Below are 25,657 nucleotides of genomic sequence, written 5' to 3' on the forward strand. Positions count from 1 at the left end.
CCTGCGCTGTTGCCGCGGCCCGCCTACGCCGCCCACGGCCAGTCGGCGTCCTGGCCGCCCTCGATCAGGGAGACCATCCGGAACGCGGCGTCCGTGAGCCCGCCGAAGGTGTGCCGGTTCGCCGCCCCGGAGGGCGCGTGGCCCACCTGGTACCCGGCCAGGTTCCAGGTGTAGACGGGGACCTCCCGGGGGACCTGGGCCGTCGGGTCACCCCCGTACGCGTACGTGGCCTGCTCGTCGGTGACGATCAGGACCCGGTCGTGGTCCCGGTAGTGCCGGCGCACGGCCTCCGCCGTGTTGGTACCGCCGAGGCTCTTGAACCGCTGGAGCACCTTGAGCACCGACTCGCCCCGCCGGTACGCGACCTCCTTGCTGCCGGTGCCGAACTGGACCAGGTCCGCCCGCTCCGCCCGCAGGGCCAGCGCCGCGCCGAACACGGCCGCCGCGTCCGCCCGGTTGAGCTGCGAGCGGGCCGACAGCGGCGACCACATGGAACCGGAGCGGTCGACCAGGATCAGCGTCCGCCCGGACAGCTGCGGCACGTTGGCCAGCGAGAGCCGCAGTGCCTTCTCCAGCGGGTACGACCAGCGCAGCGAGGGCGCGTGCTGGTAGGCGGCCAGGTAGCGGAAGGGGAACTGCCGCGACCGGGCGACCGACTCGGGATCGCTGATCTTCGCGGCGACCTCCTGCGCCACCGCGTCCGAGACCCCGGCCCGGTCGAAGTTGCGCAGGTTGCGCAGGAGCGCCATTGAGCCCATGGACGGGATGACCGCCTCCCAGGCGGCCCCGTCCATCGGCCCCTGGAGCCAGCCGGCCAGCGCCTCCCAGGTCATGCCCGCCTCCGCGAGCCGGTCCGCCCCGCCCTTCCCCGTGACCACGTCCCGGCGCCGCTCGACGGGGACGTCCATCAGCTCCCGGTGGGCGGCCAGGGTGCGGTCGCCCGCCGGCGCCTCGGCGGTCTCCGGGTGGTGGCGGCGGTCGAGGGCGTACCGGAACAGCTCGCCCTGCCCGGGCTTGGCCGGGTCGGGGGAGGCGTGGACCAGGTTCAGGACGTCGCCGAAGCGGAAGCCCTTGGACGCGGTGTCGTACTTCAGCAGCGAGGCACCGGAGTAGAGCCGGCGCACGGCGTCGGCGACGCCGCGCTTGACGGGCTTGGGCACGTTGCGCCCGTGGGCGGCCGTCCAGTAGGCCAGCATCTCGCCGGGCTCGTCGGCGCGCAGCAGTACGGAGTCCACCACCCGCCGGTTGGAGGGCCCGTCCGTCGCGCCCGCGTCGAGGCGTGCCTTGACGTACTCGGCGGCGCCGACGAGGGAGGCCGTGCGCATGCTGCCGTCGCGGCGCAGCCAGTGCAGCAGGCCGCCGGTCCACTCCGGGTCCTTGACGGCGAGCTTGCGCACCAGCGCGCGGAAGCGGTCGTCGCGGGCCTCGCCGGACTCGTAGGCGCTGTCCTGCGTGACGAAATTGGCCACGGCCAGCAGGAACAGCTCGGAGCGGGCGTCGCGCGCGAAGCCGGGGCTGCCGTGGTGGTTGGCGGCGCGGCGGCCGGTGGAGCGCACGGGAGAGGCGGGTGCGGTCGCGGCCTTGGACGCGCGCTGGTTGAAGCGGGCCATGTGAATCCCCCCGAATTCAAAGGAAGAGCGGGGAGGCGCGCCGTGCGGGGGATGCCCGAGATCGGAGTCGGTGACGGTACATATGCCCGGCGAGCTTCCAAGCTGCTCCACCGGCCCTCACCCTCGCGGGTGTCGGGCCGGGTGGGATTCGAACCCACGGCCTCCGGGTCCCGGAAGTAACCGTCGCCTGCGCACCGGGCATCCCCCACGCGGGCCTCCCGAGATCAGATGGGGCGGCGGCGTGATTTCTGCGAGAAGTAGCCGCCGCCGGGCGCACCGGGAGGTGCGTGACGAGTAGGTGTCCAGAGATCGAGACCGGCGAAACACAAGGTGCTCTGCCAACTGAGCTACACCGGCACGAGTACCGGTGGCGGGACTCGAACCCGCGACCGCCCGATGATGAGTCGAAGGAGGTCTCGCCTTCGCACCTGGACGACGTTCACGTTAGGGCCCGCCCCGCTCGCGCCGCCACGCATTTACGGAGCCCTCAGGAGGCGTCCTCACGCAGCCGGGTACGGGCCTCCATCAGCGCGAAACCCAGCAGGTTCAGGCCACGCCAGCGGGCCGGGTCCAGGGCCCGGTCGTCGTCGGGAGCCAGGCCCACGCCCCAGACGCGGTCCACCGGGCTCGCTTCCACCAGCACCCGCGACCCCGTCCCCAGCAGGTACGCCCGCAGCGCCGGATCCGAGCCGAACTTATGCACGCTGCCCTCCACGACCAGCGCGAACCGCTCCCGCTCCCACACCGCGTCGTCGAACCCGCGCACCAGCCGCCCGGCCTTCTTCGCCTCGGCCGGAGTACGCGCCTCCAGCGCGGCCCGCTCGGCCTGCGGATCCCCGAAGAGGCGGGCCTTCCCGGCCATCATCCAGTGCTCGGCCGTGGCGTACCGGACGTCACCCACAGTGAAGGGGGAGGGCCACCACTGGCTCAGGCAGCTCGGCCCCAGGCTGCCGTCCGGCCGCGGCCGGTGGCCCCAGAAGGGCAGGAACTTCACCCGCTCACCTCGGCTGACCTGCCCGATCAAAGCGTCGATCTTGTCCATGCACGCGAGTCTGCCAGCCACCACGGACACTTCGTACGGGATTTGCGGCGCGCCTCGACACATGGTCGACCGATTCCGTCGCGTAATCAAAAGGCAACAACGGAATCACTTGGCGGAGGAAGAGGCCTCTGCCAGGATCGGCACTCAATTCGAGCTGTAGCTACGGAGAGCGTGAGAGCGTGATGGGTAACCGCTTCCAGGTCAAGGACCGCTTCGCAGACGGCGCGCAGTACATCGACGGACGGCTCCGCGCCGGTACCTCTGGACGGTCGCACACCGTGGTCGACCCCGCCACCGGGCAGGACGTGCTCACCTACGAGCTGGCCGGCCCGGCCGACGTGGACGAGGCCGTCGCCGCCGCCAAGCGGGCCTTCCCGGCCTGGTCGGCCGCCACCCCCGGCGAGCGCTCGGACGCCCTGCACCGGCTGGCCGCCGTCCTCGCGGAGCAGGCGGAGGACCTCGCGTACGCCGAGTCACTGCAGTGCGGCAAGCCGCTCAAGCTGACCACCGAGTTCGACGTCCCCGGGACCATCGACAACACGGCCTTCTTCGCGGGCGCCGCCCGCCACCTCCAGGGCCAGGCGGCGGGCGAGTACTCCGGCGACCACACCTCGTACGTACGCCGTGAGGCCATCGGGGTCGTCGGCTCCATCGCCCCCTGGAACTACCCCCTCCAGATGGCCGCCTGGAAGATCCTCCCGGCCGTCGCCGCGGGCAACACCATCGTCCTCAAGCCCGCCGAGCTCACCCCGCTGACCTCCCTGATGTTCGCCCAGGCGGCCAAGGAGGCGGGGATCCCCGACGGGGTGATCAACATCGTCACCGGCGCCGGCCGCGACGCGGGCGAGCACCTGGTGGGCCACCCCGACGTGGTGATGACCTCCTTCACCGGCTCCACCGCCGTCGGCAAGCGGGTGGCCGAGATCGCCACCGCCACCGTCAAGCGGCTCCACCTCGAGCTCGGCGGCAAGGCCCCCTTCGTGGTCTTCGACGACGCCGACGTGGAGGCCGCTGCCCACGGCGCCGTCGCCGCCTCCCTCATCAACACCGGCCAGGACTGCACCGCCGCCACCCGCGCCTACGTCCAGCGCCCCCTGTTCGAGGCCTTCACCGCCCGCGTCGCCGAGCTGATGGAGAGCGTCCGCCTCGGCGACCCCTTCGCGCCCACCACCGACCTCGGCCCGCTGGTCTCGCACGCCCAGCGCGACCGGGTCGCCGCCTTCGTCGAGGGCGCCCGCGCGTACGCCACCGTCGTCACCGGCGGCGAGATCCCTGGCGGGGACCTGGCCGAGGGCGCCTACTACCGGCCCACCCTGATCACCGGCGCCGCCCAGGACAGCGAGGTCGTCCAGTCCGAGATCTTCGGCCCCGTCCTCGTCGCCCTGCCCTTCGACACCGACGACGAGGGCCTGGCCCTGGCCAACGACACCCCGTACGGCCTCGCCGCCTCCGCCTGGACCCGGGACCTCTACCGGGCCGGCCGGGCCACCCGCGAACTCAAGGCCGGCTGCGTCTGGGTCAACGACCACATCCCGATCATCAGCGAGATGCCGCACGGGGGCTACAAGGCCAGTGGCTTCGGAAAGGACATGAGCTCTTACTCTTTCGAGGAATACACGCAGGTCAAGCATGTGATGTACGACAACACCGCGGTGGCCGCCAAGGACTGGCACCGCACGATCTTCGGGGACCGATAAGCAACGACATGCGGCTACCGCCGCGTGGCCGCGCCGCCTGACCAGCGGCCCACCCTCCGAAAGGGCAACGCGCATGGAGCAGTTCGAGCCCGACCGCCTCTCGGCGGCGCAACTCGCCGCGATGCGGCGCAGTCTCACCAGTGGCCGCGGCGCCCTCACCCGCCGCTCGCTGCTGCGCGCCTCCGGAGCCGGGGCGCTCACCCTGGGCGGTCTCGCCGCCCTCACCGCCTGCGGCATCCCGCCCGCCAAGCGCGAGGGCGGCCAGGCGGCGCCGTCCGACGACCACTCGGAGCAGGAGAAGGAGATCAACTTCTCCAACTGGACCGAGTACATGGACACCAGCGACGACGAGAAGTCCCGCCCGACGCTGGAGGCGTTCACCAAGCGCACCGGCATCGAGGTCAAGTACACCGAGGACATCAACGACAACGTCGAGTTCTTCGGCAAGATCCGCCCGCAGCTCGCGGCCGGCCAGGACACCGGCCGCGACCTGATCGTCGTCACCGACTGGCTCGCCGCCCGCATCATCCGCCTCGGCTGGGCGCAGAAGCTCGACCCCTCGCACCTCCCGAACGCCTACGCCAACCTGATCCCGCAGTTCCGCAACCCCGACTGGGACCCGGGCCGCGCCCACAGCTACCCCTGGACCGGCATCGACACCGTCATCGCCTACAACGTCAAGGCCACCGGCGGCAACAAGGTCGACTCCGTCACCCAGCTGCTCGACGACCCCACCCTCAAGGGCCGCGTCGGCTTCCTCACCGAGATGCGCGACACCGTCGGCATGACCCTCCTCGACCAGGGCAAGGACCCGGCGAAGTTCACCACCGCGGACTACGACGCCGCCCTCGGCCGCCTCCAGAAGGGCGTCGACAGCAAGCAGATCCGGCGCTTCACCGGCAACGACTACACCGCCGACCTCGACAAGGGCGACCTCGCGGCCTGCCTCGCCTGGGCGGGCGACGTCATCCAGCTCCAGGCCGGCAACCCCGACATCAAGTACGCGATCCCGGCCGCCGGCTACATCACCTCCAGCGACAACCTGCTGGTCCCCGCCAAGGCCCGCCACAAGGCCAACGCCGAGAAGCTCATCGACTACTACTACGAGCCCGCCGTGGCCGCCCAGCTGGCCGCCTTCATCAGCTACGTCTGCCCGGTCGACGGCGTCAAGGACGAGCTGGCCAAGATCAAGCCGGAGCTCGCGGACAACCCCCTGATCGTCCCGGACAAGCAGATGGCCGCCAAGGCCCACGCCTTCCGCTCCCTCAGCAGCGAGGAAGAGACGGCGTACGAGGAGAAGTTCGCCAAGCTCATCGGCGCCTGACCGGCCCCCTCGCCGGCCCTGCGCGCGCCCCCGACCCCCTCCCACGACACACCACCGAAGGCCCAGGCCCATGACCGACACCACCGCGAGCGGCGACGTCCGCCTCGCCGGGATCAGCAAGCACTACGGCTCCTTCACCGCCGTGCACCCGCTGGACCTCACCATCCCCCAGGGCTCCTTCTTCGCCCTGCTCGGCGCCTCGGGCTGCGGGAAGACCACCACCCTGCGCATGATCGCCGGTCTGGAGGAGCCCTCCACCGGCACCATCAGCCTCGGCGAGCGCGAGGTCACCCACCTGCCGCCCTACAAGCGCCCGGTGAACACCGTCTTCCAGAGCTACGCGCTGTTCCCGCACATGGACATCTTCGAGAACATCGCCTTCGGCCTGCGCCGCCGCGGCATCAAGTCGGTCAAGAAGCAGGTCGACGACATGATCGACCTCGTCCAGCTCGGCGAGCACGCCCGCAAGAAGCCCCACCAGCTCTCCGGTGGCCAGCAGCAGCGCGTGGCGGTCGCCCGTGCCCTGATCAACCACCCGCAGGTCCTCCTCCTCGACGAGCCGCTCGGCGCCCTCGACCTCAAGCTGCGCCGCCAGATGCAGCTGGAGCTCAAGCGGATCCAGACCGAGGTCGGCATCACCTTCGTGCACGTCACCCACGACCAGGAGGAGGCCATGACCATGGCCGACACGGTCGCGGTGATGAACGGCGGCCGCGTCGAGCAGCTGGGCGCCCCCGCCGAGCTCTACGAGAACCCGCGCACCACCTTCGTCGCGAACTTCCTCGGCACCTCCAACCTGATCGAGGCCTCCGTGGAGTCCGCCGGCTCCGACGTGATCGTCTCGGCCTCCGGCGCCACGCTCCGGCTGCCGGCCGCCCGATGTTCGACCACGCCCCGTGCCGGCGGAAAGCTGCTGGTCGGCGTGCGTCCCGAGAAGATCTCCCTGGTCCCCGCCGAGGACGCGCACACCATCGCCGCCGGCCGCAACACGATCGCCGGGAAGATAGCCGATTCCTCCTTCATCGGCGTCTCCACCCAGTACGTCATCGACAGCCCGGTCTGCGCCGAGCTGGAGGTCTACGTCCAGAACATCGAGCGCGACGCCCGCCTGGTCCCCGGCGCCGAGGTCGTCCTGCACTGGAACCCCGAGCACACGTTCGGGCTTGATGCGGCTCAGGACATCGAGGCCGGTATCGAGACGGTCGAGGAGAGCGCGTGACCGCCACCGCCGCGCCGCCGCAGACCGCCGCCCCGGCCGAGCCCCCGGTCCACCGGGCCTCGCTGCGCAAGCGCCTGATCCCGTACTGGCTGCTGCTCCCCGGCATCGTCTGGCTGCTCGTCTTCTTCGTGCTGCCGATGGTCTACCAGGCCTCCACCTCGGTGCAGACCGGCTCCCTCGAAGAGGGCTTCAAGGTCACCTGGCACTTCCAGACCTACTGGGACGCCTTCACCGAGTACCTCCCGCAGTTCCTGCGCTCCCTGGCCTACGCCGGCACCGCGACCGTGCTGTGCCTGCTGCTGGGCTACCCGCTGGCCTACCTGATCGCCTTCAAGGCGGGCCGCTGGCGCAACCTCCTGCTGGTCCTCGTCATCGCCCCGTTCTTCACGAGCTTCCTGATCCGCACCCTGGCCTGGAAGACGATCCTGGCCGACGGCAGCCCGGTCGTCGGAGTCCTCGACAAGATCGGCTTCCTGGACGTCACCAGCTGGCTCGGCATCACCGAGGGCAGCCGGGTACTGGCCACCCCGCTCGCGGTGGTCTGCGGTCTGACGTACAACTTCCTCCCCTTCATGATCCTGCCGCTCTACACCTCGCTGGAGCGCATCGACACCCGCCTCCACGAGGCCGCCGGCGACCTGTACGCGACCCCGGCCACGGTGTTCCGCAAGGTGACCTTCCCGCTCTCGATGCCGGGCGTGGTCTCCGGGACCCTGCTGACCTTCATCCCCGCGAGCGGCGACTACGTCAACGCCGAGCTCCTCGGCTCCACGGACACCCGGATGATCGGCAACGTCATCCAGTCGCAGTACCTGCGGATCCTCGACTACCCGACGGCGGCCGCGCTGTCCTTCATCCTCATGGCCATCGTGCTGATCATGGTCACCGTCTACATCCGCCGAGCGGGAACGGAGGACCTGGTCTGATGCGTTGGCTCCGCCGCAATCTCGTCGTCATCGCCGGCCTCGGCACGCTCGCGTACCTGATCCTGCCGAACGTCGTCGTGACGGTCTTCTCCTTCAACAACCCCACCGGGCGCTTCAACTACGCCTGGCAGGAGTTCTCCCTCGACGCGTGGAAGGACCCGTGCGGGGTTGCCGACCTGTGCGGCTCCCTCTCGCTCTCCCTCCAGATCGCCCTGTGGGCCACCATCGGCGCCACCGTCCTCGGCACCGCCATAGCCTTCGCGCTGGTGCGCTACCGGTTCCGGGCGCGCGGGGCGGTCAACTCGCTGATCTTCCTGCCGATGGCCATGCCCGAGATCGTGATGGCCGCCTCGCTGCTCGCCCTGTTCCTCAACATGGGCATCCAGCTGGGCTTCTGGACCATCCTGATCGCCCACGTGATGTTCTGCCTCAGCTTCGTCGTCGCCGCCGTCAAGGCGCGCGTGCTGTCGATGGACCCGAGGCTGGAGGAAGCCGCCCGCGACCTCTACGCCGGGCCCGTGCAGACCTTCCTGCGCGTCACCCTGCCGATCGCGGCCCCCGGTATCGCGGCGGGAGCGCTGCTGTCCTTCGCGCTCTCGTTCGACGACTTCATCATCACCAACTTCAACTCGGGCAACACCGTCACCTTCCCCATGTTCGTGTGGGGATCGGCCCAGCGCGGTACGCCCGTCCAGATCAACGTCATCGGCACGGCGATGTTCGTCATCGCGGTGCTGGTGGTCCTCGCCGGCCAGTGGGCCGGCAACCGCCGCAAGAAGGCACAACCGAAGTAGACCCCCGTAGGGAGTTGGAAGCCATGGCCCCAGTCGCCATGCGTAGTGTTGCGAAATCCCTTTCCGAAGCGAAGCCGGTCTCGTACTGGCTGGACGACCCCGGCCGCCCCGGCCCGCAGCCGGCCCTCACCTCCGACGAGCGCTGCGACCTGCTGGTCGTCGGAGGCGGCTACAGCGGGCTGTGGACCGCGCTGCTCGCCAAGGAGCGCGACCCCGGCCGGGACGTCGTACTGATCGAGAGCAAGGAGGCGGGCTGGGCCGCCTCCGGCCGCAACGGCGGATTCTGCGCGGCCTCCCTCACCCACGGCTTCGCCAACGGGCTGGCCCGCTGGCCCGGTGAGCTGGCCAAGCTGGAGGAACTGGGCGCCCGCAACCTCGACGCCATCGAGGAGGCGGTCGCCCGCTACGGCATCGACTGCGACTTCGAGCGCACCGGCGAGATCGACGTGGCCACCGAGCCGCACCAGGTCGAGGAGCTGCGCGAACTGCACGAGGAGGCCCGCCGGCTCGGCCTCGCCGACGGCTCCGAATGGCTGGAGGGCGAGGCCCTGCGCGCGGAGGTCAACTCCCCGACCTTCCTCGCGGGCCTGTGGGACCGCGAGGGCGTCGCCATGCTCAACCCCGCCAAGCTGGCCTGGGGCCTGAAGCGGGCCTGCCTGGAGCAGGGCGTGCGGATCTACGAGAACACCCGCGGCCTGAAGATGGCCCGGGCGGGCGCCGCGATGACCGTGGAGACCCCGTACGGGACGATCCTGGCCCGCCGGGTCGCCCTGGGCACCAACATCTTCCCGTCGCTGGTCAAGCGCATCCGCCCGTTCACCGTCCCGGTGTACGACTACGCGCTGATGACCGAGCCGCTGACGGAGGAGCAGCTGGCCTCCGTCGGCTGGAAGAACCGTCCCGGCCTGGGCGACAGCGCCAACCAGTTCCACTACTTCCGCATCACACGGGACAACCGCATCCTGTGGGGCGGCTACGACGCGATCTACCCCTACCGGGGCAAGCTCGACTCGGAGTACGACCACCGCCCCGAGACCTACCTCAAGCTGGCGGAGCACTTCTTCACCGCCTTCCCGCAGCTGGAGGGGCTGCGCTTCAGCCACGCCTGGGGCGGGGCCATCGACACCTGCTCCCGCTTCTCGGCGTTCTTCGGCACCGCGCACGCGGGCCGCGTCGCCTACGCCGCCGGCTACACCGGGCTCGGGGTGGGCGCCACCCGCTTCGGCGCCGACGTGATGCTGGACCTGCTGGACGGGCTGTCCACCGAGCGCACCCGGCTGGAGATGGTGAAGTCCAAGCCGATGCCCTTCCCGCCGGAGCCCCTGGCCTGGACCGGGATCGCCCTCACCAAGTGGTCCCTGGCCCGCGCCGACGCCCGGGGCGGCCACCGCAACCTGTGGCTGAAGACCCTGGACCGCTTCGGCCTCGGCTTCGACAGCTGAGGACGCGATCGGGCGCCGTCGGACGCGCCCCGGCGCCTGCCCGCGCCGGGGCCGGCGACCGGGATCACCTCCATGGAGTAACGCGACCCGCGTCATAGCCCCGCCCGGCCCCGCTCTCTCCCGGTGAGACACCCTCACACCGCGAGACGAACGGAGGCCGGGCGATGGCGTTCCCGGAGACCAGGACGGCAGTGGAGTGGCTGGCGGCGGCCGCGCCGGATCCGGAAGCCTGCCGGTGGGACTGGGAGCGCAGCCCGCTCGGGGTCGCCCTCCTGCCCGCCGGGCGGCACTGGGACCTGCTGATCACCCCCGGCGGGCTGGGCGGGGCCGCCCTCGGAGTGCTGCGCCGGCTGCCCGCCCCGCCCGGACCCGTGCTCGCCGGAGGCCGCACCGACCGCCTGGGCTTCTTCGTCCCGCCGGGCACCGCCGCCCACTGGACCGGCACGGGCGTACGGGGCGCGGGGCGCGGGAGCTGGATCGCGGTCCCCTACCCGGGCCGGGCGACGGGCGGTCCGCGCTGGCTGCAACTCCCGGACGGCCGGGGCACCCTGACGGACCCGGCACTGCTGGAGCTGGCCCTGCACGAGGCGGCGGGGCGGGCCCTGGAGGGCGAGCGGGGAGGCGGCCGTGCGTGAAGCCTTGACAGGGGGATTGGTCTGGACCATGTTGGCCCGGATCCTCCATCCCCCAACGATCCGGAGGCACTTGTGCGCAGACCCCTGCCCCTCCTGGCCGCCGCCGCCCTCCGCGCCACCCCGGCCGGCCAGGGCAACGCCCGCGGCGCCCAGGCCGTCACCGTCGCACCGGACTCCGCGTACACCCTCAGCGCCTGGGTGCAGGGCGCCTACGTCTGCCTCGGCGCGAGGACTACAACTCCGGCCCGGTCATGGGCCTGGACGGCCAGTACCACTCCATGGGCGGAGCCGACTTCCACACGGCGATGACCGACATGCTCCTCACCGGCTTCCCGGTCGCGGGGAACGCCCCGCGTCTTCCCGCCCCTGCGCCCGGACCAGGTCGCCATCGGCCTCCCGGCCACCCCGAACGCGGGCAACGGCCACACCCCGCCGGCGGAGGTGACCGAGACCCTGGACTGTCTGACCAGGCACACGGACTGCGGCACCTACCAGCCCCACGGCACCTGGGCCGTCCTGCGCGGGCTGATGACCTGGTCCGTCAACTGGGACCGCTTCGGCGGCTGGGAGTTCAGCCGGAACTTCGACGCGTACTTCGGCTGACCGCCCACCGCACGCCCAGCAGCAGGGGGGCGCACATCAGGAGGCTGGCCAGGACGTCCAGCGGCCAGTGGAAGCCCCGCACCACCAGGCCCGCCGCGGTCAGGGCCGTCAGGGCCGCCGCGGCGGGCAGGGGCCAGCGGCGGCGGGTGTGCGGGGTGAGGAGGAGGGCCGCGGCCGTGTAGGCCGTCAGGGCCGTGGCCGTGTGGCCGGAGGGGTAGTAGCCGGCGGCCCAGGGCTCCAGCGGGCCCGGGCGGGCGGTCCACTCCTTGAGGGGCACGATCAGCGCCGGCACCACGGCCATCGCCAGACCGGCCGCGAGGGCGGCGAGGCGGTGGCCGCGCCGGACGGCGTACGCCATGGCCAGGACGAGGACGGGAACGGCGACCTCGACGTTCCCGAGGTCCGCGAGGCGCTCGGTGGCGGCGTCGGGGACGGTGCGCACCAGGGCGTGGCTCAGCTCCTGATCCGGCGTCAGCAGTGGGCCCCCGTCGAGGACCTGCCAGGTGATCAGGGCGAAGAGGGCGGCGCAGACGGCCGCCAGGAGGAGGGGGAGGAAGGGGAGGGAAGAGGCCGGCCGTCCCGGAACGGGGGGGATGGTTCCGGGACGGCCGCCCGGATCGGGTTGCCGTGCGCCCCGGGGGGTTTGGGGCGGACGGCCGTCCGATCGGAGAGGAGTGTGCGCGAACGCATGCCCAGTACGGCGCTGGGGAAGCCCTGTACCGGTTTCGCCCCCGGTTGCCCGGGAGCGGTCTGTCTCACTCATCTGCAGAAACCGTACGGCAGCCGAAGGGGGACCGACAGCAGGAACGGCCTCTTGCCATCGGCCCCCCACACCTTCTTCACAGCGCCCGACCGTTACCGGCGGTACCGGCGGGCTCCTGTGTTCGGCGGTTCGCTCAGACGTCCGTGCCGATGGCCGCGAACGCCGCCTCGATGAGGTCCAGGCCCTCGTTCAGCAGCTCGTCGCTGATGACCAGCGGCGGCAGGAAGCGCAGCACGTTGCCGTAGGTGCCGCAGGTGAGGACGAGCAGGCCCTCGGCGTGGCAGGCCTTGGCGAGCGCGCCGGCCGCCTCCGGGAACGGGGTCTTGGACGCGGGGTCCTTGACGAGCTCGATCGCGATCATGGCGCCGCGGCCGCGGATGTCGCCGATGATGTCGTACTTCTCCTGCATCGCGGACAGGCGCGACTTCATGATGGACTCGATGTTCTTCGCCTTGGCGTTGAGGTCGAGCTCCTTCATGGTCTCGATGGAGCCCAGCGCGCCGGCGCAGGCCACCGGGTTGCCGCCGTAGGTGCCGCCCAGACCGCCCGCGTGCGCGGCGTCCATGATCTCGGCGCGTCCCGTCACGGCGGCGAGCGGCAGACCGCCCGCGATGCCCTTGGCGGTGGTCATCAGGTCCGGGACGATGCCCTCGTCCTCGCACGCGAACCACTGGCCGGTGCGGCAGAAGCCGGACTGGATCTCGTCGGCGACGAAGACGATGCCGTTCTCGTTGGCGAACTTCACGATCGCCGGGAGGAAGCCCTTGGCCGGCTCGATGAAGCCGCCCTCGCCGAGGACCGGCTCGATGATGATCGCGGCGACGTTCTCGGCGCCGATCTGCTTGGTGATCTGGTCGATCGCCTGGGCGGCGGCCTCGGGGCCGCAGTTCTCGGCACCGGTGGGCCAGCGGTAGCCGTAGGCGACCGGGACGCGGTAGACCTCGGGGGCGAACGGGCCGAAGCCCTGCTTGTACGGCATGTTCTTCGCCGTCAGCGCCATCGTGAGGTTGGTACGGCCGTGGTAGCCGTGGTCGAAGACAACGACGGCCTGGCGCTTGGTGTACGCACGGGCGATCTTGACGGCGTTCTCGACGGCCTCGGCGCCCGAGTTGAACAGGGCCGACTTCTTGGCGTGGGTGCCCGGGGTCAGCTCGGCGAGGGCCTCGCAGACCTCGACGTAACCCTCGTAGGGGGTGACCATGAAGCAGGTGTGGGTGAAGTCGGCGAGCTGCGCGGAGGCGCGGCGCACGACGGCCTCGGCGGAGGCGCCGACGGAGGTCACGGCGATGCCGGAGCCGAAGTCGATCAGGCGGTTGCCGTCGACGTCCTCGATGATGCCGCCGCCCGCGCGCGCCGTGAAGACGGGGAGCACGGAGCCCACGCCGCCGGCCACCGTCGAAAGGCGGCGGGCCTGAAGCTCCTGCGACTTGGGGCCGGGGATCGCGGTGACGATGCGGCGCTCCTGCGGGACAGCGGTCATAGAGGGCTCCCTGGGGGGTGGTTTCGGACGCACTTGTGTCTTTGTCCGCAGGCTAGGCCCGGGGGAGGGGGTAGGGCATGCTCCGTTAGGGAGTGGTGTCCGCGTGTCCTTGTCCGTGGCGGCCATAGAAGGGCGCGGCGCGTGGGCCGTGGATCCCGCCGGGGTGCGGGCCCAAGTGGCGGGCCGGGCACTAGATTGAGCGCCGCGGCGTTACAGGGAACGGCAGGGCAGGGGGCAGGGGTTCATGGACAGCGAGGGCACCTACGACGGACGGGCGACCCGCGCGGGGCACGTCCCCCGCCCGGCCGCACCCGCCCAGGCCCCGCCCAAGCCACGGCACGCGCCGACGGTCGGATCCCCGCTCGCGGACTGGCTCCGCACGCCGCGCCCGCAGGCGGAGCCGGGGGTGTGGCGGTTCGGGTACGTGCCGCGCAAGGGGAGCGAGGCGGATCCCGTCAGCGACCGGTCGCTGCTGAGCGGGGCGGTCATCTCCTTCCTGGCGTGCGTGCTGGTGTGGTCCCTGCTGACCAATGGCTACATCCCCTACATCGAGGTCCCGCTCAAACTCTTCACGCCTCGGGACTGGTGGGAGCTCGGAGGCGGCGCCGTGGATCACAGGGGCCAGGCCGCCCAACAGGTCTACGAGCTGCTCCTGACGGCGGGGCTGGTGGCCTGGTTCAGCCGCCTCGGGGCCTGGGGGACGGCCTTCGACCGGCTCGTTGCCGCCCGGGGCGGGCACGCCCGCAAGATGGGCGCTGTCACCGGTGGCCTGCTCGTGGCCCTGCTCATCTGGACCCATACCGTGCCTGCGGATGCCCTGTTCTTCGCGCACCTCCCGTACAAGGACATGTCGCCGACACTGGGGCTCGTGCTCAGCCTGTTGCTGAACGTTCTCCTTTACGGCCCCGTCGCCCTGTATTTCACCCGCCTGGGAGGGTGGTGGGGGGCGAAGGCCGTCGGGCGCGGAGCGGCGATGCCGGGGAAGGGGGCCGCGCCCGCGCCGTCCGCTCCCGGTCCGGTCGAGCCCGGCTCGCCCGCCGACCCCGCCGAATGGCCCGAGCTGCGGGACGCCGGGCTCGGGGACGTGGCCCGGCGGCTCGGGGGGGAGGTGCTCGGGGGGCGGATGAACGACGTGGACTACGCGCGGATCCGGCGGGCCTGGGAGTCCGTGCGGGCCGACCCCGCCCGGCTGCCCGCCTTCGCCGACGCCGTCCGCGACCAGGGCGCCGCCGCCTGCGTCCACCCTTCCGGCGACCGCGACCTGCCCGTGCGGGCCGCCCGGCACGACCTCCTCGCCCGCCAGGTGCTCCTCGGCACCGTCGAGGACGGCGAGCGCAACCCCTACGCCCGCCGCGGCACCGGCCTCGCCCTCGGCCCCGACGTGCTCGGGACCTCCCTGCTGGCCGTCGGCCCTTCCGGCAGCGGCAAGACCGCCCGCCTGGTGCGGCCCGTCGTGGAGTCCCTGGCTCTCCAGGCGCTGGCCGGCCAGGCCGCCGTCGTCGCCGTCGGCGCGGCCGGCTCCCGGCTCGGCCCCGACGAGGCCTACGACATCGTGGTCCGCGTCGGCGACCCCGAATCCGTCCACGACCTCGACCTCTACGGCGGCACCGGCGACTGCGACGAGGCCGCCGCCCTCCTCGCCGAGGCCCTCGTCGCCGACGTCCCCGGCGCCGACGTGCGCCGCGCCGCCACCGCCCTCGCCCAGCTGCTCGGCCCGTTCCGCGCCGCGCACGGTCGCTTCCCCGCCGTGCCCGAGCTGCGCGAGCTGCTCGACGGGGTGCCCGGCGCCGTCACCTCCCTGCGCCAGGCCCTGGAGGGCGCCGGGCAGCAGGCGATGCTCCGCGAGCTCGACGCGCGCGAGCGCCAGTACGGGGCCCACGGCGACCCCGGCCCGGCCCTCGCCGACCGGATCGCCCTGCTCGACCGGCCCGCCTTCGCCGGGTTCTTCGACACCACCGGCCGCGCCCGGCCCTTCTCCCTGCGCACCCTCGAACACCCCGTCCGGGTCCGCGTGGACCTGCCCGAACGCGGGCACGCCGAAGCCTCCCGGATGCTGGCCCGGCTGCTGCTCGCGCAGTTCAACGCCTCCGTCGCCGCCCGCGCCGACCGCTCCCTGTTCGCCTTCCTCGCCCTCGACGACGCCTCCCACACCCTGACGCCGGAGACCGTCCGCGGACTCCAGCGGCTGCGCTCGGTGAACGCCGGGGTCCTGCTCGCGCTGCGCTCGCTGGACGACGTACCGGAGGCCCTGCGCACCCCGCTGCTGGGGGCGGTCGGCTGCCGGATGGCGTTCTCCGGGGTGACCACCTGGGACGGGCAGCGCTTCGCCGACGCCTGGGGCACCGAGTGGGTCGAGACCCGCGACGTCACCCACCGGACCGTCTTCGCCGACCAGCCGCTGACCCGGGCCATCCACGCCTTCCGCAAGATGGTCACCGGAAAAGCGGTGACCACCGACGCGGTCACCGTCCGCCAGGTGGAGCGCGAGCGCTGGTCCGCCTCCGACCTGGCACACGCCGTACCGCCCGGCTGCGCGGTGCTGTCCCTCACCTCCGTCCGGGGGGAACGTGCAGCTCCGCTTCTGCTCCGGCTGGCCGGAACGGGCTGAGAGAACCCGTACGGGGTGGCAGAATCGAGAGGGGCCGTTCGTACGACTTGGAGAAATCCCCGGACCGGGGGAGCCCAGGATCGAGGACGCTCCTTCCTCCGCTCCCCGCCCTCCCCCCGAAGGCCCCTGGTACCCGATGCCGCTCACCCTCGCCTCGCTCGTCCAGCACTCGGCGCTCAAGCTCAGCGTCCGGGCGGGGGAGAGCCGCCTCGACACCCCCGTGCGCTGGGCCCACGTCAGCGAGCTCGCCGACCCCGTCCCCTATATGGAGGGCGGCGAGCTGCTGCTGGTCACCGCCATGAAGCTGGACGCCGAGGACCCCGAGGAGATGCGGCGCTACGTACGGCGCCTCGCCGCCGCCGGGGTCGTCGGCATCGGCTTCGCCGTCGGCGTCAACTACGAGGCCGTCCCCGAGGCGCTGGTCCAGGCCGCCCGGGAGGAGGACCTGCCGCTGCTGGAGGTGCCCCGGCGCACCCCGTTCCTCGCCATCAGCAAGGCCGTCTCGGCGGCCCTCGCGGCCGACCAGTACCGGGCCGTGACCGCCGGGTTCGAGGCGCAGCGGGAGCTGACCCGGGCCGCGCTGTCCTCCGACGGCCCGGCCGACCTGCTGGCGAAGCTGGCGGCCCACGTGCACGGCTGGGCCGCGCTCTACGACACCTCCGGCGCCGTCGTCGCGGCCGCCCCCGACTGGGCGGCGCGGCGGGCCGCCCGGCTCACCCCCGACGTGGAGCGGCTGCGGGAGCGGCCCGCGCCCGCGAGCGCGGTGGTGGGCGGGGCCGAGGACCGGGTCGAGCTCCAGTCGCTGGGCACCGGACGGCGGGCCCGCGGCGCGCTCGCCGTGGGCACGGCGGCACCGCTGGGCACCGCCGAGCGGTACGCCGTGCACTCCGCCGTCGCCCTGCTGACCCTGACCACGGAGCGCTCGCGCTCCCTGCACGACGCCGAGTCCCGGCTGGGCGCGGCGGTGCTGCGGATGCTGCTGGAGGGGGAGGCCGGGCACGCCCGGGCGGTGGCCGGGGACCTGTACGGGGCCCTGCTGGAGGCGCCGTTCCGGATCGTCGTCGCGGAGCCGGCCCTGCCGGGGACGGCCCAGCCGGAGGGGCTGGCGCTGCTCGCCGACGCCGTGGAGTCGGCGGCCTCGCGGACCGGGGAGGCCCTGCTGGTGGTGCCCGAGCCGGGACGGCTGGTGGTGCTCGCCGCCGACGGGGGAGCGGCCGTGCAGGCCTGCGCGGACCACGCCGAGGCGCTGGAGTCCCGGCGCGGGCGCGAGACGGCCGGGCCGGAGCCGGACGAGCTCGTCGTCGGCCTGTCGGCCCCGGCCGGGCCGGACGGTGTGGCGGCCGCCTTCAAGCAGGCCGACCAGGCGCTGGCCGTGGCCCGGCGCCGGGGGCGGCCGCTGGTCGAGCATGAGGACCTGGCGGCGGGCTCCGTGCTGCCGCTGCTCGCCGACGACGCGGTACGCGCCTTCGCGGAGGGCACCCTGAGGGCCCTGCGCGAGCACGACGCCACCGGGCGCGGGGACCTCGTCGCCTCCCTCCAGGCCTGGCTCGCCCGGCACGGGCAGTGGGACGCCGCCGCCGCGGACCTCGGGGTCCACCGGCACACCCTGCGCTACCGGATGAAGCGCGTCGAGGAGATCCTCGGCCGCTCCCTGGACGACCCGGACGTCCGGATGGAGCTGTGGCTCGCCCTCAAGGCCAGCCCGGCCCAGCGCTGACCCTCCGGGGTGGTCCGGGGCCGCGGCGTCCGCAGCCCCTCGAAGGCGGCGGAGCCGCTCGGCACCCGGGCGACACTGACAAAGCGGAGCAGCCCCGCCGGGAGGTTCTCCAACGCGGATAAACAGGGAATCGGCCGCGGAGACCTACCGTGGTGGGGACAAGGACCGCCCCCAGCTACCGCTGGGAGGTGCCCCCAGCACACACCACCGAAGGGCCGGGATTCGCATGACTTCCACCCACGCCTTCTGGCTCGCCGGCCGCCAGGCCACCGGCGAGGACAGCTTCGACGTCCACAACCCGTGGGACGGCCGGCTCGTCGGCACCGTCAGCGTGCCCACCGACGCCCAGGTGGAAGAGGCCGTGGCCGCGGCGTACGCCGTGACGGCGGAGTTCTCCGCGACCCCCGCCCACGTACGGGCCACCGCCCTGGACCACGTGTCCAAGCGGCTCGTCGAGCGCACCGAGGAGATCGCCCAGCTGATCTCCGCCGAGAACGGCAAGCCGATCAAGTGGGCGCGCGGTGAGGTCGGCCGTGCGGTGTCCGTCTTCCGTTTCGCCGCCGAAGAGGCCCGCCGCTTCAACGGCGGAGATGCCCAGCGCCTGGACACCGACGCCGGTGGCGTCGGCCGCCTGGCCCTGACCCGCCGCTTCGTCAAGGGCCCGGTCCTCGGCATCGCGCCGTTCAACTTCCCGCTGAACCTGTGCGCCCACAAGGTGGCCCCCGCCATCGCCGTCGGCGCGCCGATCATCCTGAAGCCGGCCCCGGCGACCCCGCTCTCCGGCCTGATCCTGGGCGAGCTGCTCGCCGAGACCGACCTCCCGGCCGGTTCCTGGTCGGTCCTGCCGGTCGCCAACGACAAGATGCCGGCCCTGGTCAAGGACGACCGCCTCCCGGTCATCTCCTTCACCGGCTCCGACACCGTCGGCTACGCCATCCAGCAGTCGGTGCCCCACAAGCACTGCACCCTGGAGCTCGGCGGCAACGCCGCGGCCGTGGTCCTCGCCGACTGGTCCTCGGACGCCGACCTCGACTGGGCCGCGACCCGTATCGCGACCTTCTCGAACTACCAGGCCGGCCAGTCCTGCATCTCCGTGCAGCGTGTGATCGCCGACGCCTCCGTCTACGACCGCCTCGTCGAGAAGGTCGTCGCCAAGGTCCAGGCGCAGGTCACCGGCGACCCCGCGGACGACGCCACCGACGTCGGCCCGCTGGTCTCCGAGGACGCCGCCAAGCGCGTCGAGTCCTGGGTGGACGAGGCCGTCTCCGCCGGCGCCAAGCTGCTCACCGGCGGCAAGCGCGACGGCGCCACGGTCGAGCCGACCGTCCTCGCCGAGGTCCCGGCCGGCGTGAAGCTGGCCACCGAGGAGGTCTTCGGCCCGGTCCTGACCATCACCCGCGTCGAGAACACCGACGAGGCCTTCGCCGCCGTCAACGACTCGAAGTTCGGCCTGCAGACGGGCGTCTTCACCCGCGACGTCCAGGTCGCCTTCCGCGCCCACCGCGAGCTCGAGGTCGGCGGCGTGATCATCGGCGACGCCCCCTCCTACCGCGCCGACCAGATGCCGTACGGCGGCGTCAAGCAGTCCGGCGTGGGCCGCGAGGGCGTCCGCTACGCGATGGACGACTACACCTACGAGCGCGTCCTGGTCCTCACGGGCCTCGACATCTGACCCACTCGTACGGTCCCAGACCGACGGCCGGGCCTACTGTGCGGGGGCCCGGCCGTCCCCCTTTACCCCGTTCTCACCTGTGAGAACGGGGTATCGGTTTTTTCTCCACGGCAACCGGGCCTGGCGCTGACCAGCCTGATGGCTGCCGTGGACCCGGAGGGCGAGACGTCCCCGCCCCCGGAGGTCAAGCGGCGAGCACTCCTCCGAAGACGGGAAGATTGCGCAGCACCGTCCACAGGACGACCACGATGAGCGCAAGGCGCGGCCCCCACCACCGGGGGATGCCCCTGCGGCCACTCCGGCTGGTGACGGCACGCAGCCACACGACAGCGGCGCACGGCAAGAACGCGACCAGCAGCAGGTTGTAGTCGGCCGCGGCTGCCACATGGGCGTGAACGAGCTCGTGGAGCGCGCGCAGGCTGCCGCAGCCCGGACAGTCGAGGCCTGTGAGGGATCGGAACGGACAGCTCGGGAACCGTCCCGGTCGAGTGGGATCCACGAGCCCCACGATGACGGCGACCGCTGCGAAGACCGCCGCGCCCAGCCAGGCATCACGGACGGTCTTCGGTGTCGAAGCCCGCGGAGCCGGCCTGGAGGCCCGGAGGCGTGGGGAGGTCACGGCGTCGGCGCTGTGGGTGTGCTCGGGGTACTGGCGAAGCCGATGGCAATAAGGATCACCCACGCCAGACAGCCGGCCAGGACACTCACGACGACGTAGAGCCTCGCCTTCCGGGACGCTTCCGCGGCTCCCGCGAAGTCACCCACGGTCCATTTGCTTTGGACCTGTGAGGCGAAGACGATGGCGGCGATCCCCGTCGGCAGGAAGCAGAAGAGCGTGACGAGGATGGCAGGGGTCAAGTAGGAGGCCGGCGCTCCTACGCGGCCTTCGTACACTCCCGTTCTCCACTGCTGCGGGCGGCCTTCCGCCGCCTCAGGGGGAAGTGACGAAGGAGGCGATGGCTGAGACGGCGGGGAGTGTGGGGGCGGGGGCTGCTGCGGTGCGATGAACGGCTCCTGCCAAGGGGTCTCCGGACCCCAGTTGTCGTCGGGTGACGGAGGTTGGTGTTGGTCTGCCATGGCTGCGCACCTCTCTGGGTCCGGACCCCTCAGGCAGGAGTCCACATCGAGCGTCGGGAGTCCCAGATCCACCTGTCGCCGTAGGCGTCCAGATGGACCGCCTGCTCGTAGGCCCGTTCCGGCAGACCGGCGCTGAAGGTGACCCGGCCGCCGGTCGCCGACTCGAACACGACGCCCTCGGGCGCGTGTTCTCCCTCCGAGTGGCCTCCCAGCAGTCGGTCCACGAAGGTCTTCAACCCCGTGTGGGCCTCTTTGGCGAGGAGCTGGAACAGAGTGCTGAGGAACGGCTGCATGACAGCGGTCGTTACCAGGACTGTAACGACTTCGCCCGCCCCCCTCCGGGTGGGCCGCAGCATGCAGGTCGTGGGAACACCGGCCTCGCGCAGCGCATCCTGTCCCTCCAGGGCCGGGTCGGCGGGGAGCGACGAGGGCCAGAAGATCTCGACCTCGGGACGTGCCATGACTTTCTCCCTCTATCCCCGATGAGGTAGCGTCCAGCGCTCGACGGCACCCGCCCCGGTGCCCGTCACCAGGCCTCTTCCACCGTCGAGGAAGGCCAGCCCCGCGAGCCGGTGCGGCAGCTGCGCCGCGACGGTCAACTCCCCCGTCTTCAGGTCCCACAAGGTAACCATTCCCTCGTCGTCGGAGATGGCGAGCGCCGAGGAGCCGGGGGAGAAGGCCAGATGGGAGGGTTGGCGCCCGTACTCCGTGCGCCGCAGGAGACGGCCGTCCCAGGACCAGAGGCGTACCCGGCCGTCCGTGCAGCCGGTGGCGAGGAGGTGTTCGGTGAGCGCGAGGCAGAGTATGGGGTGGGGTTGCGGCCAGGTCATCACCGGCTGCCCGGCCACGTCCAACTGGCGTACCACGCCGTCGCCGGTTGCCACGACCACGTGCCGGTCACCCGGTGCGAAACGAAGGGCGCCTAGCCGGCCGCGGCCGCCCCTGCGCTGCCAGCCTTTGGGCTCCTTCCCCGGCCAGGCTGCCAGATCCCGCACGCGGGCACCCCACGAGTTGTAGATGTAGATGTGGTCCCGGACGGTGGCGGCGAGCCAGTGGCCGTTCGCGCTGAACGCCAGGGCGGAGCCCGCTCCTCCCACGTTCATCACGCGCACCGGTTTTGCGGTCTGGAGGTCCCACACGACCACGGTTCCGTCGTTGTGCCGACTGGCCACATGCCGTCGCCAAGGGCCCCAGGCCACACGGATCGGGTTCTCGCGCTGCACGGGCGTGCACTGCGCTACGAGGCCGCCGTGGACCCCGTCCACGATGCGTACCACGCCGTCACCGCAAGCGGCGGCCAGGAGGTCGGACGGCCCGAGCGCCAGGTCGCTGCACGGACCGATCTCCGCGAGCAGAGCGCGGTGGGAGAGGCGCGGTGCTCGCGTGGGGGCCGCCGGCGCGGCCGGGGGCGGCGGCACGTTCACCGTAGTCCGCAACGGTGGCCCTTGTGAGTTCGGCGGTGGGTGGGGCAGTGAGAAGATCCGGGTTTCGTCGGATGCGAGGAACAGCACGGGAGTGGCCCACTCAAGGCTGTCCAAGTCCATCTTCACGTCTTCACGCGCGAGGGTCACCGCCCGGTCGACCGGAAGTCCTGCTGCGATCCGCTCGTAGAACGAGGAGGCGAAGACGAGGGCGGCCCTGTCGGTGATCTCGTACTGCATGGCGACCACGGCCGGTACGCCGGCACGGACGAGATTGGCGGCGGTACCCGCGAAGACGTCCTCGGACCCGCTGACCGCGGATTCACAGGAGTTAAGCACGATGAGACGTAGGTTCGGGCTGTCGGTGATCAGCCTCTCAAAATCACTGGCATATATTTTTTTGGCAGTCCCATCGGCACCGGACAGCTGAATGTATCCGGCATTCCTTTCCTCATCGAATCCGCCGTGGCTGACGCAGTGCAGAACGTGCCAGGAGCCAAACCGCAGCTCTCTCGCCAGATCCTGCCATTGGTCACCGGGCAGCCAGTGGACGTCCACGTTCTCGGAGCTGTACCGTGCGAGCGCCTGTGATATCTGCCCCTCCTCCCGTTTTCCATCCAGCAGGGGAAGGTCGCGGGGATTCGCCGTAATTCCCAGTACGCGCAATGGCAGGGTAAGGGGCAGTGGTGGTGCCGGGTTCATCAGCCGCAGGTACCGGACGATGGGGACACGCAGCGCGAGGTAGTCATCGCGAGACGGATCGACGAGGTATTCCCACGGAATGGACGCGACATGCGGGCCGTTCGTCCGCAGCAGGATCCGCACCGGTGCGCCCTGCCTGCGCGCCTCGCGGCGACACAGGTCGAACTGGGTGGAAATGTCATTCTGGAAGACGGTCTGCGTGAGGCGTTCCCCGAATTCCCGGACCGGTCTTTCGGTGGCGGGGGCACCGCGAACGGGCAGGGAACTGTACGATTTTGCCAGCGAAAGCTCTACCCGGGAAAGGGCGGATTGGAGTTCGGTCTCGGAATATGGCGCCGCCACGCGTATCAGCGCCTCACCGCACTCGGAAGCGCAGGACACGATCCAGTTGGTGTCGGCTTCAATGATTTCGAGCTGGAACGGTAGACCTTTCATTCAATCCACCTCCGCCCCTGGATATATTCCACACCCGATATTTCACGGCGTCTACCCGGAGCACGGGCCCAACGCATTGCCGAGGGTTGGGGATACGGGGCCAGGTAGGCGGCGTGTTTCGCCGCGGGGCCTGCCGCCGTGTCGGGCCTCCGCAGCCTTCCCGACAGTGGTCACGCGTTCCGGGCCGCGGTCCCACGCGGACGCAGACGGCTGGCCGGCCGGAAGGTGCGGGCGAGCGGACGATCCGGCCAGGTGCGCGGATCATCCGTGCAGGGCCAGAGCTACGCCACCGGTCGGAAGCGGTGCGAAGAACGCAGGCCCGGGGGCTCCGGCCGTCAGCCGTTCGCCCGTCCGTTCCCCCACCCTGCCCGCCCCGCTTTTCCGGGGGCCCCGGAGGGGGTACGACTGACAGGTAGCACCGACCGGTATCCCGGAAAGTCATCCGACTTGGCGGCGAGGTGAGTCCCCGCATGTCCGCAACACAGCCCGTACAGCCCAAGGTGACCGAGCGCGAGGCACGGCAGGTCGCGGAAGCGGCCCGGGAGCAGGACTGGCGCAAACCCAGCTTCGCCAAGGAGCTCTTCCTCGGCCGCTTCCGGCTCGACCTGATCCACCCCCATCCGCTCCCCGCCGACGAGGACGTCCGGCGCGGCGAGGCCTTCCTGGCCCGGCTGCGGGAGTTCTGCGAGAACGAGATCGACGGGCAGCGCATCGAGCGCGAGGCCCGGATCCCCGACGAGACCGTGCGCGGGCTCAAGGAGCTCGGCGCCCTCGGCATGAAGATCAGCCCCGAGTACGGGGGCCTGGGCCTCACCCAGGTGTACTACAACAAGGCGCTCGCCCTCGTCGGCTCCGTCAGCCCGGCCATCGGCGCCCTGCTCTCCGCCCACCAGTCCATCGGCGTCCCCCAGCCGCTGAAGATGTTCGGCACCAAGGAGCAGAAGGACGCCTACCTGCCGCGCTGCGCCACCACCGCGATCAGCGCGTTCCTCCTCACCGAGCCCGACGTCGGCTCCGACCCGGCGCGCCTGGCCACCACGGCCGTCCCGGTCACGGAGGACGGGGAAGAGGCGTACGTCCTCGACGGGGTGAAGCTCTGGACCACCAACGGGGTCGTCGCCGACCTGCTCGTCGTCATGGCCCGGGTCCCCAAGAGCGAGAACCATCGCGGCGGGATCACCGCCTTCGTCGTCGAGGCCGACTCCCCCGGCATCACCGTCGAGCACCGCAACGCCTTCATGGGCCTGCGCGGCCTGGAGAACGGCGTCACCCGCTTCCACCGCGTCCGCGTCCCCGCCTCCCAGCGGATCGGCCCCGAGGGCGCCGGCCTCAAGATCGCGCTGACCACCCTCAACACCGGACGGCTGTCCCTGCCCGCCATGTGCGTCGGTGCCGGCAAGTGGTGCCTGAAGATCGCGCGCGAATGGTCGGGGGTCCGCGAGCAGTGGGGCCGGCCCGTCGCACGGCACGAGGCGGTCGGGGCGAAGATCTCCTTCATCGCCGCGACCACCTTCGCCCTGGAGGCCGTGGTGGACCTCGCCTCGCAGATGGCCGACGAGGACCGCAACGACATCCGCATCGAGGCCGCCCTCGCCAAGCTCTACGGCTCCGAGATGGCCTGCCTGATGGCCGACGAGCTGGTCCAGATCCGCGGCGGACGCGGCTTCGAGACCGCCGACTCCCTCGCCGCGCGCGGCGAACGGGCCGTCCCCGCCGAACAGCTGCTGCGCGACCTGCGCATCAACCGGATCTTCGAGGGATCCACCGAGATCATGCACCTGCTGATCGCCCGCGAGGCCGTCGACGCCCACCTCTCCGTCGCCGGCGACCTCATCGACCCCGACAAGGACCTCGGCGACAAGGCCAGGGCCGGCGCCCGCGCGGCCGGCTTCTACGCCCGCTGGCTGCCCAAGCTCGCCGCCGGACCCGGCCAGGTCCCCGGCACCTACCGCGAGTTCCACCCCGCGGGCCACCCCGACCTCGCCACCCACCTGCGCTACGTCGAGCGCGGCGCCCGCAAACTCGCCCGCTCGACCTTCTACGCCATGTCGCGCTGGCAGGGCCGCATGGAGACAAAGCAGGGCTTCCTCGGACGGATCGTCGACATCGGCGCCGAGCTCTTCGCGATGAGCGCGGCCTGCGTCCGCGCCGAGCACCTGCGCGCCACCGGGGACCACGGCCGCGAGGCCTACCAGCTCGCCGACGCCTTCTGCCGCCAGTCCCGGCTGCGCGTCGAGGAGCTCTTCGGCCGCCTGTGGGCCAACACCGACGACCTCGACCGCAAGGTCGTCCAGGGCGTCCTCTCCGGCACCTACACCTGGCTGGAGGAAGGCGTCCTCGACCCCTCGGGCGACGGCCCCTGGATCGCCGACGCCGCCCCCGGCCCCTCCACGAGGAAAAACGTTCACCGTCCCCTGCGCTGACCTGCCATCATCGGCAGTGTCCGGACGGATGTGCGAGGACGGGTACGAGCGCGAGGCGGGCGAGGAC

20 protein-coding genes and 1 pseudogene are annotated in these 25,657 nt (G+C 71.8%); 13 read left to right on the forward strand and 8 right to left on the reverse strand.

Annotation, left to right across the window (positions count from 1 at the left end; all coding sequences use genetic code 11):
- Positions 1-23: 23 nt before the first annotated feature.
- Together B4U46_RS25645 and B4U46_RS25650 are read right to left on the reverse strand one after the other, a co-directional pair.
- The gene (locus B4U46_RS25645; RefSeq protein WP_079430025.1) at positions 24-1,610 is read right to left on the reverse strand and encodes a TROVE domain-containing protein; all 1,587 of its coding nucleotides are present in this window, start codon (positions 1,608-1,610) and stop codon (positions 24-26) included.
- A 487-nt stretch (positions 1,611-2,097) separates the two neighbouring features.
- Positions 2,098-2,652 (reverse strand): NADAR family protein, encoded by a 555-nt coding sequence (locus B4U46_RS25650; protein WP_185117170.1) that lies wholly within the window; start codon positions 2,650-2,652, stop codon positions 2,098-2,100.
- 182 nt (positions 2,653-2,834) lie between these two features.
- On the opposite strand from B4U46_RS25650, the gene B4U46_RS25655 reads away from it, so the two are divergent.
- The 9 genes and pseudogenes from B4U46_RS25655 to B4U46_RS25690 all read left to right on the forward strand — a co-directional run.
- Positions 2,835-4,349 (forward strand): gamma-aminobutyraldehyde dehydrogenase, encoded by a 1,515-nt coding sequence (locus B4U46_RS25655; RefSeq protein ID WP_079430026.1) that lies wholly within the window; start codon positions 2,835-2,837, stop codon positions 4,347-4,349.
- 73 nt (positions 4,350-4,422) lie between these two features.
- Positions 4,423-5,673 carry an ABC transporter substrate-binding protein gene (locus tag B4U46_RS25660; RefSeq protein WP_079430027.1) on the forward strand — a complete coding sequence of 417 codons (1,251 nt, stop codon included), beginning with the start codon at positions 4,423-4,425 and terminating at the stop codon, positions 5,671-5,673.
- A gap of 70 nt (positions 5,674-5,743) precedes the next feature.
- Positions 5,744-6,892 (forward strand): ABC transporter ATP-binding protein, encoded by a 1,149-nt coding sequence (locus B4U46_RS25665; RefSeq protein WP_079430028.1) that lies wholly within the window; start codon positions 5,744-5,746, stop codon positions 6,890-6,892.
- A complete protein-coding gene (locus B4U46_RS25670; RefSeq protein ID WP_079430029.1) occupies positions 6,889-7,818 on the forward strand; it encodes an ABC transporter permease in 930 nt (309 codons plus the stop codon). The genes B4U46_RS25665 and B4U46_RS25670 overlap by 4 nt, the downstream gene beginning before the upstream one ends.
- Positions 7,818-8,612: an ABC transporter permease gene (locus B4U46_RS25675; RefSeq protein ID WP_079430030.1), complete on the forward strand. Its 795-nt coding sequence runs from the start codon at positions 7,818-7,820 to the stop codon at positions 8,610-8,612. Before B4U46_RS25670 ends, B4U46_RS25675 begins: the two co-directional genes overlap by 1 nt.
- A 23-nt stretch (positions 8,613-8,635) precedes the next feature.
- Positions 8,636-10,054, forward strand: a complete 1,419-nt coding sequence (locus tag B4U46_RS25680) for an NAD(P)/FAD-dependent oxidoreductase (protein WP_079430031.1) — start codon at positions 8,636-8,638, stop codon at positions 10,052-10,054.
- A 164-nt stretch (positions 10,055-10,218) separates the two neighbouring features.
- Positions 10,219-10,689, forward strand: a complete 471-nt coding sequence (locus B4U46_RS25685; protein ID WP_079430032.1) for a hypothetical protein — start codon at positions 10,219-10,221, stop codon at positions 10,687-10,689.
- A 72-nt stretch (positions 10,690-10,761) separates the two neighbouring features.
- Complete coding sequence (locus B4U46_RS37545; protein ID WP_123995268.1) at positions 10,762-10,998, forward strand: hypothetical protein; 237 nt, start codon at positions 10,762-10,764, stop codon at positions 10,996-10,998.
- Positions 10,914-11,292: pseudogene (locus B4U46_RS25690) on the forward strand (chitinase); the annotation flags it as partial. The gene B4U46_RS37545 and the pseudogene B4U46_RS25690, both read left to right, overlap by 85 nt.
- On the opposite strand, the gene B4U46_RS40375 reads toward B4U46_RS25690, so the two are convergent.
- Positions 11,261-11,734, reverse strand: a complete 474-nt coding sequence (locus B4U46_RS40375; protein WP_311736910.1) for a phosphatase PAP2 family protein — start codon at positions 11,732-11,734, stop codon at positions 11,261-11,263. The pseudogene B4U46_RS25690 and the gene B4U46_RS40375 overlap by 32 nt on opposite strands.
- Positions 11,735-12,188: 454 nt before the next feature.
- Positions 12,189-13,535 carry a 4-aminobutyrate--2-oxoglutarate transaminase gene (gabT, locus tag B4U46_RS25700; protein ID WP_079430034.1) on the reverse strand — a complete coding sequence of 449 codons (1,347 nt, stop codon included), beginning with the start codon at positions 13,533-13,535 and terminating at the stop codon, positions 12,189-12,191.
- A gap of 244 nt (positions 13,536-13,779) precedes the next feature.
- On the opposite strand from gabT, the gene B4U46_RS25705 reads away from it, so the two are divergent.
- The 3 genes from B4U46_RS25705 (at position 13,780) to B4U46_RS25715 (ending at position 19,532) form a co-directional block, all read left to right on the forward strand.
- Positions 13,780-16,143 carry an ATP/GTP-binding protein gene (locus B4U46_RS25705; RefSeq protein WP_079430035.1) on the forward strand — a complete coding sequence of 788 codons (2,364 nt, stop codon included), beginning with the start codon at positions 13,780-13,782 and terminating at the stop codon, positions 16,141-16,143.
- Positions 16,144-16,279: 136 nt separating this feature from the next.
- Positions 16,280-17,860 carry a PucR family transcriptional regulator gene (locus B4U46_RS25710; protein WP_079430036.1) on the forward strand — a complete coding sequence of 527 codons (1,581 nt, stop codon included), beginning with the start codon at positions 16,280-16,282 and terminating at the stop codon, positions 17,858-17,860.
- A gap of 226 nt (positions 17,861-18,086) precedes the next feature.
- A complete protein-coding gene (locus B4U46_RS25715) occupies positions 18,087-19,532 on the forward strand; it encodes an aldehyde dehydrogenase family protein (protein WP_079430037.1) in 1,446 nt (481 codons plus the stop codon).
- A gap of 184 nt (positions 19,533-19,716) precedes the next feature.
- Here the strand turns inward: B4U46_RS25715 and B4U46_RS40685 are convergent, their stop codons facing one another.
- From B4U46_RS40685 to B4U46_RS25735, 4 genes are all read right to left on the reverse strand, one after another.
- A complete protein-coding gene (locus tag B4U46_RS40685) occupies positions 19,717-20,214 on the reverse strand; it encodes a DUF2752 domain-containing protein (protein WP_398898808.1) in 498 nt (165 codons plus the stop codon).
- Positions 20,148-20,390, reverse strand: coding sequence for a CD225/dispanin family protein (locus B4U46_RS37550; protein ID WP_159036719.1), 243 nt, complete (start codon positions 20,388-20,390; stop codon positions 20,148-20,150). Before B4U46_RS37550 ends, B4U46_RS40685 begins: the two co-directional genes overlap by 67 nt.
- A 248-nt stretch (positions 20,391-20,638) precedes the next feature.
- Positions 20,639-21,070 (reverse strand): hypothetical protein, encoded by a 432-nt coding sequence (locus B4U46_RS25730; RefSeq protein ID WP_079430039.1) that lies wholly within the window; start codon positions 21,068-21,070, stop codon positions 20,639-20,641.
- 12 nt (positions 21,071-21,082) lie between these two features.
- Positions 21,083-23,167, reverse strand: coding sequence for a CHAT domain-containing protein (locus B4U46_RS25735; RefSeq protein WP_079430040.1), 2,085 nt, complete (start codon positions 23,165-23,167; stop codon positions 21,083-21,085).
- Positions 23,168-23,637: 470 nt separating this feature from the next.
- Between B4U46_RS25735 and B4U46_RS25740 the strand changes: the two genes are divergently transcribed.
- Entirely contained in the window at positions 23,638-25,590 is a 1,953-nt protein-coding gene (locus tag B4U46_RS25740) for an acyl-CoA dehydrogenase family protein (protein WP_079430041.1), read from the forward strand.
- Positions 25,591-25,657 lie beyond the last annotated feature (67 nt).

This window comes from Streptomyces katrae (genome assembly GCF_002028425.1).
GTDB classification, from domain to species: Bacteria; Actinomycetota; Actinomycetes; order Streptomycetales; family Streptomycetaceae; genus Streptomyces; species Streptomyces katrae_A.

What these genes read in the sequence shown, in the direction of transcription:
- B4U46_RS25680 (WP_079430031.1), top strand. Translation starts at nt 8,636, where the DNA reads ATGGCCCCAGTCGCCATGCGTAGTGTTGCGAAATCCCTTTCCGAAGCG.
- B4U46_RS25660 (WP_079430027.1), top strand. Translation starts at nt 4,423, where the DNA reads ATGGAGCAGTTCGAGCCCGACCGCCTCTCGGCGGCGCAACTCGCCGCG.
- B4U46_RS25675 (WP_079430030.1), top strand. Translation starts at nt 7,818, where the DNA reads ATGCGTTGGCTCCGCCGCAATCTCGTCGTCATCGCCGGCCTCGGCACG.
- B4U46_RS25730 (WP_079430039.1), bottom strand. Translation starts at nt 21,070, where the DNA reads ATGGCACGTCCCGAGGTCGAGATCTTCTGGCCCTCGTCGCTCCCCGCC.
- B4U46_RS25740 (WP_079430041.1), top strand. Translation starts at nt 23,638, where the DNA reads ATGTCCGCAACACAGCCCGTACAGCCCAAGGTGACCGAGCGCGAGGCA.
- B4U46_RS25655 (WP_079430026.1), top strand. Translation starts at nt 2,835, where the DNA reads ATGGGTAACCGCTTCCAGGTCAAGGACCGCTTCGCAGACGGCGCGCAG.
- B4U46_RS25665 (WP_079430028.1), top strand. Translation starts at nt 5,744, where the DNA reads ATGACCGACACCACCGCGAGCGGCGACGTCCGCCTCGCCGGGATCAGC.
- B4U46_RS25715 (WP_079430037.1), top strand. Translation starts at nt 18,087, where the DNA reads ATGACTTCCACCCACGCCTTCTGGCTCGCCGGCCGCCAGGCCACCGGC.
- B4U46_RS25735 (WP_079430040.1), bottom strand. Translation starts at nt 23,167, where the DNA reads ATGAAAGGTCTACCGTTCCAGCTCGAAATCATTGAAGCCGACACCAAC.
- B4U46_RS25705 (WP_079430035.1), top strand. Translation starts at nt 13,780, where the DNA reads ATGGACAGCGAGGGCACCTACGACGGACGGGCGACCCGCGCGGGGCAC.
- B4U46_RS25685 (WP_079430032.1), top strand. Translation starts at nt 10,219, where the DNA reads ATGGCGTTCCCGGAGACCAGGACGGCAGTGGAGTGGCTGGCGGCGGCC.
- B4U46_RS25710 (WP_079430036.1), top strand. Translation starts at nt 16,280, where the DNA reads ATGCCGCTCACCCTCGCCTCGCTCGTCCAGCACTCGGCGCTCAAGCTC.
- gabT (WP_079430034.1), bottom strand. Translation starts at nt 13,535, where the DNA reads ATGACCGCTGTCCCGCAGGAGCGCCGCATCGTCACCGCGATCCCCGGC.
- B4U46_RS25650 (WP_185117170.1), bottom strand. Translation starts at nt 2,652, where the DNA reads ATGGACAAGATCGACGCTTTGATCGGGCAGGTCAGCCGAGGTGAGCGG.
- B4U46_RS25645 (WP_079430025.1), bottom strand. Translation starts at nt 1,610, where the DNA reads ATGGCCCGCTTCAACCAGCGCGCGTCCAAGGCCGCGACCGCACCCGCC.